The 15904-nt window shown below is 68.5% G+C and carries 12 protein-coding genes; 11 read left to right on the plus strand and 1 reads right to left on the minus strand.

Features of this window, described 5'->3' with window-relative positions:
* The first annotated feature begins 63 nt into the window (after positions 1–63).
* Genes mtrA through lpqB form a run of 3 tightly spaced genes read left to right on the plus strand, consistent with a single transcriptional unit; the run spans position 64 to position 4168 of the window.
* Entirely contained in the window at positions 64–741 is a 678-nt protein-coding gene (gene mtrA, locus C5O27_RS09590; protein WP_004023513.1) for an MtrAB system response regulator MtrA, read from the plus strand.
* Entirely contained in the window at positions 738–2408 is a 1671-nt protein-coding gene (gene mtrB / locus C5O27_RS09595) for an MtrAB system histidine kinase MtrB (protein ID WP_035755046.1), read from the plus strand. The genes mtrA and mtrB overlap by 4 nt, the downstream gene beginning before the upstream one ends.
* On the plus strand, positions 2405–4168 hold the full coding sequence (lpqB, locus tag C5O27_RS09600; protein WP_127962588.1) for an MtrAB system accessory lipoprotein LpqB: 1764 nt from the start codon (positions 2405–2407) through the stop codon (positions 4166–4168). The genes mtrB and lpqB overlap by 4 nt, the downstream gene beginning before the upstream one ends.
* 19 nt (positions 4169–4187) lie before the next feature.
* On the opposite strand, the gene C5O27_RS09605 is transcribed toward lpqB, so the two are convergent.
* Positions 4188–4856 carry a ComF family protein gene (locus C5O27_RS09605; protein ID WP_006360154.1) on the minus strand — a complete coding sequence of 223 codons (669 nt, stop codon included), beginning with the start codon at positions 4854–4856 and terminating at the stop codon, positions 4188–4190.
* A 385-nt stretch (positions 4857–5241) separates the two neighbouring features.
* Here C5O27_RS09605 and hpf point away from each other — a divergent pair, with 385 nt between their 5' ends.
* The 8 genes from hpf to C5O27_RS09645 all read left to right on the plus strand — a co-directional run bounded on the left by hpf (position 5242) and on the right by C5O27_RS09645 (position 15867).
* The gene (gene hpf / locus C5O27_RS09610) at positions 5242–6063 is read left to right on the plus strand and encodes a ribosome hibernation-promoting factor, HPF/YfiA family (RefSeq protein ID WP_006360153.1); all 822 of its coding nucleotides are present in this window, start codon (positions 5242–5244) and stop codon (positions 6061–6063) included.
* 175 nt (positions 6064–6238) lie between these two features.
* Positions 6239–9052, plus strand: coding sequence for a preprotein translocase subunit SecA (gene secA / locus C5O27_RS09615; protein ID WP_127962589.1), 2814 nt, complete (start codon positions 6239–6241; stop codon positions 9050–9052).
* Positions 9053–9104: 52 nt separating this feature from the next.
* Positions 9105–9710, plus strand: a complete 606-nt coding sequence (locus C5O27_RS09620; protein ID WP_127962590.1) for an Rv3235 family protein — start codon at positions 9105–9107, stop codon at positions 9708–9710.
* Between the two features lie 48 nt (positions 9711–9758).
* On the plus strand, positions 9759–11234 hold the full coding sequence (locus tag C5O27_RS09625) for a wax ester/triacylglycerol synthase domain-containing protein (RefSeq protein ID WP_127962591.1): 1476 nt from the start codon (positions 9759–9761) through the stop codon (positions 11232–11234).
* 78 nt (positions 11235–11312) lie between these two features.
* Entirely contained in the window at positions 11313–11879 is a 567-nt protein-coding gene (locus tag C5O27_RS09630; RefSeq protein ID WP_006360149.1) for a DUF6912 family protein, read from the plus strand.
* 81 nt (positions 11880–11960) lie between these two features.
* A complete protein-coding gene (locus C5O27_RS09635; RefSeq protein WP_127963809.1) occupies positions 11961–13076 on the plus strand; it encodes a ferredoxin reductase in 1116 nt (371 codons plus the stop codon).
* Positions 13077–13185: 109 nt separating this feature from the next.
* Complete coding sequence (locus C5O27_RS09640) at positions 13186–14304, plus strand: GNAT family N-acetyltransferase (RefSeq protein ID WP_006360147.1); 1119 nt, start codon at positions 13186–13188, stop codon at positions 14302–14304.
* Positions 14305–14538: 234 nt separating this feature from the next.
* A complete protein-coding gene (locus tag C5O27_RS09645) occupies positions 14539–15867 on the plus strand; it encodes a fatty acid desaturase family protein (protein WP_006360146.1) in 1329 nt (442 codons plus the stop codon).
* Positions 15868–15904 lie beyond the last annotated feature (37 nt).

Here is a 15904-nt window from a genome sequence, read left to right on the forward strand (position 1 = left end):
GAACGTACGCCTCCGGCGCGTCATTCACCACGCTTTCATCACGATGGTGTCACCATTGGACACATGAAGCCTCGCATCCTCGTCGTCGACGACGACGCCGCTCTCGCCGAGATGCTGACGATCGTGTTGCGCGGCGAGGGTTTCGAACCCTTCGTGGTCGGTGACGGTACCCAGGCACTCACCGCGGTGCGGGAGATCCGCCCCGACCTGGTGCTGCTCGACCTCATGCTCCCGGGCATGAACGGCATCGACGTGTGCCGTGTGCTGCGTGCCGACTCCGGCGTCCCGATCGTCATGCTGACCGCGAAGTCAGACACCGTCGACGTCGTGCTGGGTCTCGAATCCGGCGCCGACGACTACATGGTCAAGCCGTTCAAGCCGAAGGAGCTCGTCGCCCGTGTGCGCGCCCGCCTGCGCCGCACCGACGAGGAACCGGCCGAGCTGCTGTCGATCGGCCCGGTGGAGATCGACGTGCCCGCGCACAAGGTCACCCGCGACGGTGTGCCGATCTCGCTGACCCCGCTCGAGTTCGACCTGCTGGTCGCGCTCGCTCGCAAGCCGCGGCAGGTCTTCACCCGCGACGTGCTCCTCGAGCAGGTGTGGGGCTACCGTCATCCGGCGGACACTAGACTCGTGAACGTGCATGTCCAGCGTCTGCGCGCGAAGGTCGAAACCGACCCGGAGAACCCTGAGGTCGTCCTGACTGTGAGGGGGGTCGGCTACAAGGCCGGCCCGCCGTGATCGGTCGATCTCGACGACGGGTCAACAGCACTTTCGGGCGTTTCACCCGCGCTGCCGGCGCTGTCGGACGTGCCTTCGGGCACATCTGGCGGCGCTCGTTGCAGCTACGGGTCGTGGCGTCGACGTTGTTGCTGTCGGTCGTCGTGCTGCTCATTCTCGGTTTCGTGCTGGTCTCCCAGATCACCGACCGCCTTCTCGACGTGAAGCTGGCCGCGGCCACCGAGGAGATCGACCGTGCCCGTATCTCGGTGGAACGCGACCTGTCCAGCGGCGCCGGCAACATGTCGGTGCAGAACCGGCTGCGTCAGACGCGATCGCTGCTCACCGACCGTGATGCAGACACCGGGCAGGCGTCCGGCACGGTCGGCGCCTTCGACACCGTGCTGCTCGTCCCCGGCGCGTCCGAGAGCAGTGCTGCCAGCGGTGTCGGCCCGACCGCCGAGGTGCCGTCGAACCTGCGGGACATGGTCCGCGGCGGCCAGGTGGCCTACCAGTACACCCAGGTGCCCGACGGTTCCGGCGGACAGGCGCCGGCCCTGATCGTGGGTACCCCCACCAACGCCTCGGTGCCTGGGCTCGAGCTGTATCTGGTGTTCCCGCTGACCGCGGAACAGAACACCGTCGACCTCGTCCGCGGCACCCTGCTGACCGGCAGCATCGTCCTGCTGGGTCTGCTCGCGGCCATCGCCTGGCTGGTCTCCCGGCAGGTCGTCATCCCGGTGCGGTCCGCCTCCCGGATCGCCGTCCGGTTCGCCGACGGCCGTCTCAAGGAGCGCATGCCCGTTCGCGGCGAGGACGACATGGCCCGTCTTGCGATGTCGTTCAACGACATGGCCGAGAGCCTGTCGAAGCAGATCACCCACCTCGAGGAGTTCGGAGGCCTGCAGCGCCAGTTCACCTCCGACGTCAGCCACGAGCTGCGGACACCACTGACCACCGTGCGGATGGCGTCCGACGTGCTCTACGAGGGCCGCGACGAACTCGACCCGGTACGGAAGCGTTCGGTCGAGCTGCTGGACAAGGAACTCGACCGGTTCGAAACGCTGCTCAACGAGCTGCTGGAGATCTCCCGCCACGACGCCGGGATGGCCGAGCTGGCGGCGGAACGGATGGACATGGCCATCCCGATCGACGGCGCGCTGGCCACCGTCCGGCACCTGGCAGAGGAGACCGGGACCGAGCTCGTCCTCGACCTGCCCGCCGAACCGGTGCTCGCCGAGATCGATCCGCGCCGCGTCGAGCGAATCCTGCGGAACCTGCTCGCCAACGCGATCGACCACGGCGAGCGGAAACCGGTGACACTCACGATGCGGTCCGACGGCGACGCCGTCGCCATCACGGTCCGCGACCAGGGCATCGGGCTGCGGCCGGGTGAGGAGAAGCTGGTGTTCAACCGGTTCTGGCGTTCGGACCCGTCGCGGTTCCGGCGCTCCGGCGGCACCGGTCTCGGACTGGCCATCAGCATCGAGGACGCCCGCCTGCATCAGGGCAGACTCGAGGCGTGGGGCGAGCCCGGCAAGGGCGCCTGCTTCCGGCTGACGCTGCCCCTCGTCCGCGGCCACAAGGTGCTCGGTTCGCCCCTGCCGCTGAAGTCCGTCGGCTCGGCACCCCGGGCCGCAGCCAAGGCGGCTGGCCGCACACCAGGCGTGGAGGCTGGTACCGAATGAGCGTCGTACGTCGTCCGGAACACCCACGGCGGAGTGTTCTGGGGTTCCTGATCGCCGTCGCCACGGCGACCGTGGCGATGGTCGTGGTGTCGGCGTGCGGGTCGATCCCGAACAACTCGTCCCCGCAGCCCATCAAGTCCTTCCAGCGCGAGGGCGCCACCAACGCGGCCCCGGTGCCCCAGGCCGACATGGACCCGGAGGCCCTCGTCCGGGCGTTCCTCAAGTCCACGGTCGATCCCGACTCCGGCCACGACGCCGCCCGCGCGTTCCTGACCCCGGTGGCCTCGCAACAGTGGGACGATCGCGGCGACGCACTGATCCTCGACGAGATCAGCATCTTCGTCGATCAACGCAACGAGGACTCCGTGCGCATGCGGCTGACCGGCGACAACGTCGGGACGCTCAAATCCGACGGGCAGTTGCTGCCGGCGTCGGGACGGGTCGAGACCAGCATCAGCCTGACCCGCCAGGGAGACCAGTGGCGCATCGACGGGCCGCTGCCCAACGGGGCGATGATCGACCGCGACCAGTTCGACAACACCTACCGTCCGGTCTCGCTCTACTTCTCCGACCGCACCGGCCGGCGACTCGTCCCGGACCCGCGCTGGTTCTACGCAGGACAGGCGACCGATCCGACGGTGCTGGTCAACCGGCTCATCGCCGGACCCGCCGCCGACCTGTCCGCGGCCGTGGACAGCGGCTTCCCGAGCGGTTCGACACTGCGCGGGCCGGTTGTCGGCCTCGCCGGCGGCGGGGTACGTGTCGACCTCTACGGCATCGGCAACGCGTCGAGCCGGGATCGGACGGTGCTGGCCGCGCAGATCGTCTGGACCCTCGACGACGCCGACATCTCCGGGCCGTACGTGATCGACGCCGACGGTGCGCCCCTCGCCGCCGAACGCGCCTCGGGATGGCAACCCGCCGACCTCCGCTCCTTCGATCCGAACGCGGTGCCGTCCACCGACGTCGGCCTGAACGTCGTCACCGGCGGCGCATTGCGCGCGGTGACCGACACCGCGACCGTGCCGGTGCGCGGACCTCTCGGTTCGTCTCGCGACGTGCGGGCGGCGACGATCTCCGACAACGGCGCGCGGGTCGCCGCGGTGCGGACGGCTGGAGACCGCCGGCTCGAGTGCGTGATCGGCGACTACGGCGGCGACGTCGGGCCGATCGTCAGCGGGGTGTCCATCACCCGTCCCTCCTTCGGCGCCGACGAGAACGCTGTGTGGGTGGCCGTCGACGGGAAGCCGGTGCAGTGGCAGCGCGACGACGACGGCACCCAGACCGTCCCGGTCGAGGCATCCTCGATCCCGAGGGTGGCGCGCGGCGCGATCACCGAGATGCAGGTGGCTCCGGACGGTGTCCGGGTTGCCCTCGTCGTAGGCGGGCAGATCGTGTTCGCCGTGCTGTCGACGAACGCCGAGGGGCAGGTGTCGTTGACCAGCCCGCGGATCGCGGCCTACAACATCGGCAACCGTGCGGTGTCCTTGGACTGGGCGTCACCGACGACTCTGGTCGTCGCCCGGGAGGCGCCGGAGTCCCCGGTGGTGCAGCTGTCGATCAACGGCACCCCGGCGGTCGGCCTGCTCAGCGGGAACGTGTCCCCACCGGTGCGGGCCGTGGTGGCGAATGCCTCGACCATCTACGTCGGGGATCAGCGCGGCGTGCTGCGCCTCGGCAGCAACAACGGGCAGCCCGACCAGTACTGGACCGAGGTCGAACCCGCCATGATCGCCGGGGCGATCCCGGTTCTGCCCTGATCGCCGGGGCGGGATCTTCCTAGGCGGCGGCCAGGACGACGACCGCCGCGACCCCGATCCCGGCGGCGTGCAGAACGCGGACCGACTCGGCTGCAGTGGCCCCGGTGGTCAGCACGTCGTCGACCAGGAGCGCCGCGGCACCGTGCGGTGGACGCGCACCGCCGCGGAGACGGACCGCCCCCGCGAGGTTGCGAGCACGTGCCCGGGCGTCGAGTCCGGCGGAGTCGCGGGCGGTCGCCGCGGTCATCAGCAGCGGTGCGACGGTCACACGGGAACCCAGGAGTGGTGCGGCGTGTTCGGCGATCGCGGCGACCCGATCGCCGCCGCGGCGTCGTGCGCTCAGCCGGCGGGTGGGCGCGGGGATCAACGCCAGTCGGTCGGCGTCGGGTAGCTCGCCCCACCCGGCCAGCACCCGCACGGCGTGGGCGAGTGCGGCGCCCAGCGGCGGGATCAGATCACGGCGGTCGTGTTCCTTGACGGCGATGATCCCGTTCCGGTGGGGACCCCGGTAACGACCGAGGGCCCACACCGGCACACCCGGTGAGATGCGCGGGCGGGCGGCGACCGGAGCGTCGTGCCAGGCGGTCTCGCAGCGGGCACACCACGGAGTCCCGGGCCGTGCGCACCCGCCGCAGACCACCGGGAAGACCAGATCCGCCGCCGCGGCCGGCACCTGACCCCAGACCATGTCCCGACCGTAGACCCGGGCGCCGCACGCCAGGTGTGGCCGGCGGAGCCTGTGGAGAGATCCGCCCTGTTCGGTGAGTTGTCCGAGTCCTTGGGATCACCGCGCGCGGGCCCTCGGTCCCGACTTGTCCCGGGATACCCGACGCGGCGGGGCAAAACGTGGCCGATACCCGAACTTGCGACTACGGTCTTGGGTACATCGGGTTGCCGGGAGGACAGTTGAGTCCCCGCGCCGGACACGACCGATTTTCGGGAGGTGATGCCCCTGTCGATGAGTGTCAGCTGTCAGCTGGCATGGACAAATCCTCGGCGTCGGCCAAATTATCAGTGCGACAACAGATCACGATGACCCCACCGCCGCCGGGAACAATTCAGGAGGTAGTTGAATGTCCACAGTCATCCATCGCAAAGGCCAGCGCGAACCGAAAATCGCAGACCCCAGGCCGACCGTGGAGGAGGGCCTCGAGCCCGACCACCAACCCGCCCAGAACGACTCCGACGACCAGGAGTTCGCGTTCGTCCGCCCACCCGGAACGGTGGACGCCGACGAACCCGCCGAGCCCATCGCCAAGGTCGTGTTCAGCGGCCGGAACGTCGAGATACCCGACCATTACCGCATCTACGTCGGCGACAAGCTCGCCCGCCTCGAGCGTTTCGATCCGACGATCTACCGATTCGACGTCGAGCTGAACCACGAACGCAACCGGAGACAGTCCAAGGTCTGTCAGCAGGTGGAGATCACCGCGACGGGTAAGGGGCCGATCGTCCGTGCGCAGGCCTGCGGTGAGAACTTCTACGCCGCCCTGGAGCACGCACTCGACAAGGTCGAGTCGCGGCTGCGGCGAGTGAAGGACCGTCGGCGCGTGCACTACGGCAACCGGCGCCCACAGTCGGTGGCCGAGGCCACCGAGGTCGGAGCGCCGCTGCTGCGCGACAACCAGTTGACCGTGGAGGGGCATGTCGGCGACCCCGGCATGCTCGAGGCCACCGAACGCGGGGAGTGGGACGACGGTGTCGACGAGTACATCCCAGGTCAGATCGTCCGCGTCAAGGAGCACACCGCGGTACCGATGACCGTCGACGACGCGCTCTACGAGATGGAACTCGTCGGGCACGACTTCTTCCTGTTCCACGACAAGGAGAGCGACAAGCCGTCGGTGGTCTACCGCAGGCATGCCTTCGACTACGGCCTCATCCGCCTGACATGAACACGGGCTGAGCGGTTCCGGACGGCCGCGGACGAATCCGAACGATGAAGTCGTCTCGGTTACGTGCCGGTCGATCAGGGTCTGCTCAGCTCACCTCGCTACCATGGGATCCGGTCTGTGCGTTCGCACGGGCCGGATTCCGTGTGTTTTCTACAGGTGAGGGACTCGATCCACGGTGCTGAACAAGCTGTTGCGTGTCGGCGAAGGCCGCATGGTCAAGCGACTCGACGCTATCGCGTCGCACGTCGAGGCGCTGTCCGACGAGTTCGAGGCGCTCTCCGACGCCGAACTGCGAGCCAAGACAGACGAGTTCAAGAAACGTATCGCCGATGGTGCGACGCTCGACGAACTGCTGCCCGAGGCCTTCGCGACGGCCCGCGAGGCGGCCTGGCGCGTGCTCGACCAGAAGCACTTCCACGTCCAGATCATGGGTGGCGCGGCGCTGCACTACGGCAACATCGCCGAGATGAAGACCGGTGAGGGCAAGACCCTCACCTGTGTGCTCCCGGCGTACCTCAACGCGCTGTCCGACGAGGGCGTCCACGTCGTCACCGTCAACGACTACCTCGCCAAGCGTGACTCGGAGTGGATGGGACGCGTCCACCGCTTCCTCGGCCTCGAGACCGCAGTGATCCTCACCGGGATGTCCTCGGCCGCGCGCCGCGAGGCCTACGCCGCCGACATCACCTACGGCACCAACAACGAGTTCGGCTTCGACTACCTGCGCGACAACATGGCGCACTCGCTCGCCGACCTCGTCCAGCGCGGCCACGCCTACGCGATCGTCGACGAGGTCGACTCGATCCTCATCGACGAGGCCCGCACCCCGCTGATCATCTCCGGCCCCGCCGAAGGGTCGAGCAAGTGGTACACCGAGTTCGCGCGTATCGCGCCGCTGCTCGAGAAGGATGTCCACTACGAGGTCGACATCAAGAAGAAGACGATCGGCGTGCACGAGGCCGGCGTCGAGTTCGTCGAGGACCGCCTCGGCATCGACAACCTGTACGAGGCGGCCAACTCGCCCCTGGTCAGCTACCTGAACAACGCGATCAAGGTCAAGGAGCTCTTCCAGCGCGACAAGGACTACATCGTCCGCAACGGAGACGTCCTGATCGTCGACGAGTTCACCGGTCGTGTGCTCGACGGCCGACGCTTCAACGAGGGCCTGCATCAGGCGATCGAGGCCAAGGAAGGCGTGGAGATCAAGGCCGAGAACCAGACTCTCGCCACGATCACCCTGCAGAACTACTTCCGCCTGTACGACAAGTTGTCGGGCATGACCGGTACCGCCGAGACCGAGGCCGCCGAGTTCGACCAGATCTACAAGCTCGGTGTGCTGCCGATCCCGACCAACCGGCCGATGGTCCGCAAGGACCAGGGCGACCTGATCTACAAGACGGAAGAGGCGAAGTTCGCCGCGGTCGTCGACGACATCGTCGAGCGTCACGAGATCGGCCAGCCGGTGCTGATCGGTACCACCAGCGTCGAGCGTTCGGAGTACCTGTCTCGTCAGCTGAAGAAGCGCGAGATCCCGCACAGCGTCCTGAACGCCAAGTTCCACGAGCAGGAAGCCCAGATCATCGCCGAGGCGGGCCGCCTCGGGGCGGTCACGGTGGCCACCAACATGGCCGGCCGAGGTACCGACGTGGTGCTCGGCGGCAACCCGGACATCATTGCCGACACCCGCCTGCGCAAGGCCGGACTCGACCCGGTGAACACCCCGGACGAGTACGAGGCCGCGTGGGACGAGGCCATCGAGGTCGCGCGCACCGAGGCCGCCGAGGAGGCCGAGGCCGTGCGCAAGGCCGGTGGCCTGTACGTGCTCGGCACCGAGCGCCACGAGTCCCGCCGTATCGACAACCAGCTGCGCGGCCGTTCGGGTCGTCAGGGCGATCCGGGTGAGTCGCGGTTCTACCTGTCCGTCGCCGACGAACTGATGCGCCGCTTCAACGGCGGTGCGCTCGAGGCGATCATGAGTCGCCTGCCCGACGACGTGCCGATCGAGGCCAAGATGGTCACCAAGGCCATCCGTAGCGCTCAGACCCAGGTCGAGCAGCAGAACTTCGAGATGCGCAAGAACGTCCTCAAGTACGACGAGGTCATGAACGAGCAGCGCAAGATCATCTACGCCGAGCGCCGCCAGATCCTCGAGGGCGAGGATCACCACGAGCAGGTCAAGCAGATGATCGACGACGTGGTCAGCGCCTACGTCGAGGGCGCGACCGCAGAGGGCTACGCCGAGGACTGGGATCTCGACGAGCTGTGGACCGCGCTGCGCACCCTGTACCCGATCGAACTCGACCCCAAAGAGGTCGTCAACGAGACGGAATACGGTGAGCGCGAAGACATCTCAGCCGAAGAGCTGCGCGAGACCCTCGTCAACGATGCGAAGGCCGCCTACGACAAGCGCGAGAAGGCCATCGACGAGATCGCCGGCGAGGGCGCGATGCGCCAGCTCGAGCGCAGCGTCCTGCTGAGCGTCCTCGACCGCAAGTGGCGCGACCACCTGTACGAGATGGACTACCTGCGCGAGGGCATCCACCTGCGGTCGATGGCGCAGCGCGACCCGGTGGTCGAGTACCAGCGCGAGGGCTTCGACATGTTCACCGGCATGCTCGAGGGTCTCAAAGAGGAAGCACTCGGCATCCTCTTCAACGCCCAGGTGCAGACCGAGCAGCCGGCACCGCAGGCGCCGCTGCCCACCGCCGCCGACCTGCGTGCCGCGGTCGGTGCAGGTGCGCCCGCGCCGGCGGCCGACTCCGGTGCGCAGGTGCCCGCAGCGCTGCGTGGTTCCCGGGCCTCCGGCGGCGATGTGCCGATGACGTTCTCCGGACCCGACGAGGGTGGTGGCACGGTCGTCCACTCCGAGGAGGAGGAACTGGCCGGTGCCGCCGACTCGGCCAGTCGGCGCGAGCGCCGCGCGGCCGCGCGGGCGAACACCAAGGGCAGCCGTCCGAAGCCGCCGAAGGCCAAGAAGCAGCGCCGCTGAAAAAATCCGGGAGAAAGCGGAACCCGACGGGGAGTGGCTGCGTCCAATCTCCATGCAAACACTCACCTCCCCTCCTCCGGTCTCCACACGGACGACGCGGGTTCGGGTACTGCCCGCCCCGACGTATGAGCCGGCCGGCCCCGGTGCGATGGGTGCCGGGGCGGTCGGTTCCGGGTCGGTACGCGCCATGTTCCCGGGGCCGCGTCCCGATGCGGGACCGTCACGCAAGACCCTGACCGCCGCGGTGGAGGCCCGGCGGTTCACCGTCGCCACGTCGCGACTGCTGTTCGAGGTCATCGACCGTCGACGAGGGATCGCGCACCTCGGTGACTCCGTGTCGCCGTCGATCGTCGATCAGGTGGCGGCGCTGGTTCGTCACGACGCCTTCCGTGTAGCCGAAACCGCCGGTGCCCCTGGAGGTCCACCCGCTCGCGGTACGGTCCTCCAGCGCGTGCACGTCCAGTTGTGCGACACCAGTGCTGCCGAGGTGTTCGGCTCCTACCTCAGCGGTGGGCGCGTCCGCGCCTTCGCCGGGCGCGTGGAGCGCAAGCCGCGCCGTGTGCGCGGGAACGATCCGCGGCCCGGCGGCGCCGGCCCGCGAACCGGTCTCGGCCAGGTCGAATACCGCTGGCAGCTCGTGGCGCTCGAGTTCTGCTGAGCCCGTCGAGTCCGGCCCCGACGCAGCCGAACGGCTAGGATCGGCGGCGTGGTGAACCGTTTGTCGCCGCGCGACGCGATGTACTACTTCCTCGACGATTCCCGGTCGACGACGCATCTCGGGGCGTTGCTGGTCGTGGACCCCTGTGTCGGCGAGGGGAAGGAGTCCGGCGACCCGACGCCCGGGGAGAACGGCACGGCTTCGGCGACCCGTCGACCCGCGCTCGACTACCAGTCGCTGGTGTCGTTGGTCGAGAACCGGCTCCAGCTGGCGCCCCGGTACCGGCAGGTGGTCCGTGAGGTCACGCTCGGACTGGCCCGCCCGGTGTGGGTCGACGACCGGGATTTCGACATCAACTTCCATATCCGGCGCTCGGGGTTGCCGCGGCCGGGTGGTCCCGCGGACCTCGCCGAGCTCATCTCCCGGGTGATGTCCAGGCCGTTGGATCGCACCCGGCCGCTGTGGGAGATGTACCTGATCGAGGGCCTGGCCGACGGCAGGCTCGCGATCCTGACCAAGTCGCACCGGTGCCTGATCGACTCTTCGGGCGATCCGGAGATCAGCGAGGTCATCTGCGACCTCACCGACGAGCCGGAGCAGCTGCCCGAGGAACTGTGGATGCCCGGGTCGCCGCCGGGATCGGCGAACCTGGTCGTGGGTGCACTCGCCGAGGCGATGGCCCGTCCGGGCGATCTCGTCGAGACCATGGTGCATGGCAACGGTCTGGTCTCCGAGGTGCGCTCGGTGGTCGGCAGAACCGTCCGTCGGGCCGGTGACGTCGTCGGCCAGCTCACCGACTCCGCTCCTCGCAGCCCACTCAACAACACGGGCACGACCACCCGCACCTTCACCACGGCGTCGGTGCCGCGGCGCGACTGCGCCAAGATCGCCGAACACCACAACTGCACCGTCAACGACGTGGAACTCGCCATCATCTCGGGGGTGGTGCGGCGATGGATGCTGTCCGTCGACCCGGCGGCGGTGCCTGCCGACACCGTCCGCGTGGTGATCCCGCTGTCGCCGCGGGACCCCGGGGTGGAGGTCGAGGCGGGGGCCGAACCGGGCTGGATCAACCTCGGCAAACCGAGCTTCGTGACGGACCTGCCTGTCGGGGAGTCGAATCCGACGGTGCGTCTCGCCCAGGTGGCGGGCCTCGCCGAGCGTTATGCGCAGTCGTCGCGGCGGATGAGCACGGGCCCGAGCCCGCTGTTCCCGGAGCTGGGTATGGTGCCCTTCGCCGACTTCAGCTCCCGCGCGTTCCGGTCGCTCGACAGTCGCGCGTACAACGTCCCGGTGGCGATGAGCACTTCCCCGGTCGCCGACCGGTTCGTGCTCGGCGTGCCGGTCCGCGAGATCTTCTACATCCCGGTTCTCGTCTCGCAGCGGGCGCTTGCGGTCAGCGTCGTCGAATACGGTGACCGGCTGCAGTTCTCGTTCATGGCCGACCGCGGGGTCATTTCCGACCTGCCCGTGCTGGCGGACTACGTCACCGAGTCCTTCGAGGAGTTGCTGATCACCGACTGAGTCGGGGGCGCGGCTAAGGTGAGCGGGTACCGCAATCGGACCGCCAGGAGCGGGGGTCGTTATGAGAGCGATGGTCGAATGAGGGTCTACCTGCCGGCGACGTTGGCAATGCTGATGGAGCTCAACTCCGATGGCGAGTTCCGTCCGATCGGCGGAACCGGGTTCGCGTTGACCCCGGCTCTGCGCGAGGCGTTCGTCGCGGGCGACGACGAGGAGCTCTCGGAGGTCGCGATGCGCGAGGCCGCGCGGGCGTCGCTGCGTCTCCTGGCCGGGGAGGCGCCGGAATCCGGCGACGCCGAGGCCGAGCGCGATCTCGCCGCCGACGAGGCGCTGACGAAGCCGGGCGTGACCCCTTCGCTGCCGCCGCGCCGCGTGGTCGTCGCCGCCGACGTCGAGGACGTCAAACTCCGTCCCGATCTCGACGATGCGGTGGTCAAGGTCGGCGGGACGATCCCGCTCTCGGCGGTCGCCTCGGTCCACGTCGACGTGAAGGAGGCGGAGGACAAGGTTCGCGCCGCTGTCGTCGTCATCGATGCCGCCGACATGGGTGACCTGGACGCCGAACTGGCCGTCGGCGACATCGAGGACTTCGACCTCGCCTGGTACGCCACCCAGGAGCTGCCGTTTCTCCTCGAACTGCTCTGAAACTCGTGTGAGATCCTGGATGTCGCTAACCTACGGTTGCGTAGGTTAGAGTGTTCGGAGACGTTGAAGGCGGTGTGTGAGTTGGGTCTGCTCGAGCGATTCGAAGAACCGGTGGCCGGGGTCGCGGCGCGTAGCCGCGGTGCGCAGTGGGTTCGTGCGGCGGTCACCCGCATCACGACGCCGTTGCTCCCCGACGACTACCTGCATCTCGCCAACCCGCTGTGGTCGGCCCGTGAGCTGCGGGGCAAGGTCATCTCGGTGAGGGGGGAGACCGAGGACACCGCAACGATCCGGATCCGTCCGGGCTGGGGATTCTCGTTCGACTACGCGCCCGGCCAGTACGTCGGTATCGGCGTGCTGATCGACGGTCGATGGACGTGGCGTTCGTACTCGCTCACCTCGACCCCCGACGCGTCGGCGAACGACAAGACCATCGCGATCACCGTCAAGGCGATGCCGGAGGGTTTCCTGTCGACCCACCTCGTGAACGGCCTGACGCCGGGCACCGTGGTCCGTCTCGCCGCGCCCCGCGGCGAGTTCGTCCTGCCCGACCCGCTGCCGGAGAAGATCCTGTTCGCGACCGCCGGCAGTGGCCTCACCCCGATCATCTCGATGCTGCGCACGGTCAGACAGCGGAAGCAGAACACCGATATCCGGCTGATCCATTCGACGCCCTCCGAGACCGACCTGCTGTTCGCCGACGAACTCGAGGCGATGGCGTCGTCGGGTCTCGTCGACCTGCACGTGCAGTACACCCGCACGGACGGACAGGTCACCCCGGAGTCGCTGCCGAGCCTGTGTCCCGACTGGCGCGAGCGTCAGACCTGGGCATGTGGACCGGCGGGGTTCCTCGACGGCCTGCATCGTCTCTGCTCCGACGCCGACCTGGGCGAGCGGCTGCACATCGAGCGGTTCGCCCTCGAACGCGGTGTGGTGGGTGCCCAGGGCGGCACGGTGACGTTCAAGCGCTCGGGCAAGACCGCCGAGGTCGACGGCGCGACCACCCTTCTGGAGGCCGGGGAGGCCGCGGGCACGATCATGCCGTTCGGCTGCCGGATGGGCATCTGCCAGAGCTGCGTGGTGATGCTCGACAAGGGCTGCGTGCGAGATCTGCGGTCCGGCGTCGAACACGTCGAGGGTGAGCGTATCCAGACGTGCGTCAGTGCGGCCGCCGGGGATTGCACGCTGGACGTCTGACCTGGCTGTTCGTCTATGACCCGGCGATGCCCCGGGAATTGCCGGTACGCTCGAAAACGTGCTTGGTCACAGTGCTGGGACCCGTCCCGTTCGGCCCGAGGGCTGACCGGTGAAAGCCGCGGTCCGGATTCCCGAAAACGTCCCCGTTCTCACCGACGGCGGGGTGACACTGCGGCCTCATGAGCCCCGAGATCTCGATCGCATGGTCGAACTCGCGGCCGATCCGGCCATGATGCGGTGGACACCCGTCCCGGCGCCCTACAGTCGCGCCGCCGCCGAGAGATTCGCCCTCGACTATGCACCCAGGTCCTGGGCGGACGGCTCCCGCATGTTGTGGGCCGTCGAGTTCGACGGCAGGTTCGTCGGCACCGTCGACCTCGCCGGGGAGGGCCCGCTCAGCAGGCTCAGTTACGACCTCCATCCCGACGCCCGCGGCTGGGGCGTGATGAAACGCGCCGTCCTGCTCGCGGTCGACTATGCCTTCACCGAGGCCGGCAAGGAGGTCGTCCGCTGGACGACGGTCGCCGGGAACATCGACGCGTTGCGCGTCGCGCACTCCTGCGGATTCCGGCTCGACGCCGCGGTCCCGGACGGGGTCGAGGTCCGCGGCCACATCCGTGATGCGTGGGTCGGCTCGCTGCGAGCAGACGACGCACGGGAGCCGCAGACCGAGTGGCGCACCGACGTCTTCGAGACCGAGCGGTTCCGCCTCCGGCCCCTCGCGGAGCACGACGACCCACGCATCCGCGAGACCCTCGACGACCCGACCTCCCGCAAGTACCTCTTCGCGCGGCCCGACCCGCTGGAGCTCGAACACGCGGCGGCCGAACGTCTGCGCAAGTGGTGGACCGCTGCGCAGGGCGTCACCTGCACATGGGCCGTCGCCGACCTCGAGACCGACGACTACCTGGGCGACATCACCCTCCTGCACATCGACGAGGTCACCGGCGCCGAGGCCGGCTTCTACACCCATCCCGAAGCGCGCGGGAAAGGCGTGCTGGCAGAGGCGTTTCCGGCGTCCGTGCGCTACGCGTTCGAGAAGTTCGGTTTCCGGCGGCTGACGCTGTTCGCCGCCGACAGCAACGAGGGCAGCAAGAAGCTCGCCCGCGCAGCCGGTTTCCGCGAGGTCAGCAGGCAGAAGCTCGCCGCCCGCTCCGACGGTGTCTTCGAGGATCTCATCGGCTTCGAGCTGTTCATCGACGACTACCGTGAGGCCGCGGACAGCTGATCCCGCCGGTTTCCGCCGGTTGAGCCCACCCTGCCGGTTGAGCCTGTCGAAACCCCCCGCGCAAAAAACCGTGCCGTCAGGGCGGCTCACCGCTGGACACACCCGCGCCCCGTAACCTACGCTTGCGTAAGTTACGGAAACGTAAGGGTCGGAAGATCCGGCGTGAGCCGGTCGGTGTAGAGGTCGTCGTCGACCCCCACCGAGACCCATCCCACCTGCGAAGGGACCACACGTATGGCGATCACGGACATCCCCGAATACGCACACCTGTCCGAGGCGGACGTCGAGGCACTCGGCGCCGAGCTCGATGCGATCCGCGCGGAGGTCGAGGCCAGCCGGGGTGAACGTGACGCCCGCTATCTCCGCAACACCATCCGCTTCCAGCGTGGCCTCGAGCTCGCCGGACGCGCACTGCTCTTCGGCTCCACCAAGAAGTCGCTCTGGTGGGCCGGCGCTGGTGCGCTCGGCGTGGCGAAGATCGTCGAGAACATGGAGCTCGGGCACAACGTGATGCACGGGCAGTGGGACTGGATGAACGATCCCGAGGTGCACAGCTCGACGTGGGAGTGGGACAACACCGACCCGTCGGCGCACTGGAAGCACACCCACAACTACATCCATCACAAGTACACGAACGTGCTGGGCATGGATGACGACGTGGGCTACGGCCTGCTGCGCGTCACCCGCGACCAGCGCTGGCGTCCGTTCAACTACGGCAACCTCGTCTACAACACGATCCTCGCGCTGGCGTTCCAGTACGGCGTCGCCGTGCAGCACCTCGAGCTGGGCAAGAAGCGACGGACGCCGGAGGAACGGGAACAGTACAAGCGCGACGTCGCCGACGTGCTGTCGAAGATCGGCAAGCAGGTCGCCAAGGACTACCTCGCCTACCCGGCGCTGGTCAGTGCGACCACCGGGCACAAGGTCGGGTACGTCAACGCCTACCGCAAGGCGGCCACCGCGACCGCGCTCGGCAACGTCATCCGCAACGTGTGGAGTAACGCCGTCATCTTCTGCGGGCACTTCCCCGACGGTGCGGAGAAGTTCACCAAGCAGGACATCGACAGCGAGTCCCAGGCCGAGTGGTACCTGCGCCAGATGCTGGGCAGCGCCAACTTCGACTCCGGTTTCGTTCTCGCGTTCATGAGCGGCAACCTGTCGTACCAGATCGAGCATCACATCTTCCCGGACCTGCCGAGCAACCGGTACGCCGAGATCGCGGTGAAGGTGCGCGCGCTGTGCGACAAGTACGACCTGCCCTACACCTCGGGTCCGTTCCCGGTGCAGTACGCCAAGACGTGGCGGACCATCGCCAAGCTGTCGCTGCCGGACAAGTACCTCAAGGCGACCGCCGACGACGCGCCGGAGACCGCGTCGGAGCGCCGCTTCAAGCAGGGGCTGCCCGAGGGTGCCCGGCTGCGGGCCACCATCGACGAGCAGACCGGTACCCGTCGCGGACTGCGCTCGGCCATCGCCGGGCTGCGTGAGCGTCGTCGCGCCGGTCGCGGACGTGCCGTGGTGACGCCGCTGCGTGCGACGCGTGACGACGAGGCCGCCGCCTGATCGGCGATGGCGGGTGGTCGGACCCCGCGCCGGGGCA

This window comes from Gordonia alkanivorans, assembly GCF_004011905.1.
GTDB classification, from domain to species: domain Bacteria; phylum Actinomycetota; class Actinomycetes; order Mycobacteriales; family Mycobacteriaceae; genus Gordonia; species Gordonia alkanivorans.

Excerpts from the sequence above, each read along its gene's own strand:
- C5O27_RS09620 (WP_127962590.1), top strand. The coding sequence starts at position 9,105 with ATGCAAACACTCACCTCCCCTCCTCCGGTCTCCACACGGACGACGCGG.
- mtrA (WP_004023513.1), top strand. The coding sequence starts at position 64 with ATGAAGCCTCGCATCCTCGTCGTCGACGACGACGCCGCTCTCGCCGAG.
- lpqB (WP_127962588.1), top strand. The coding sequence starts at position 2,405 with ATGAGCGTCGTACGTCGTCCGGAACACCCACGGCGGAGTGTTCTGGGG.
- C5O27_RS09630 (WP_006360149.1), top strand. The coding sequence starts at position 11,313 with ATGAGGGTCTACCTGCCGGCGACGTTGGCAATGCTGATGGAGCTCAAC.
- C5O27_RS09605 (WP_006360154.1), bottom strand. The coding sequence starts at position 4,856 with ATGGTCTGGGGTCAGGTGCCGGCCGCGGCGGCGGATCTGGTCTTCCCG.
- hpf (WP_006360153.1), top strand. The coding sequence starts at position 5,242 with ATGTCCACAGTCATCCATCGCAAAGGCCAGCGCGAACCGAAAATCGCA.
- C5O27_RS09645 (WP_006360146.1), top strand. The coding sequence starts at position 14,539 with ATGGCGATCACGGACATCCCCGAATACGCACACCTGTCCGAGGCGGAC.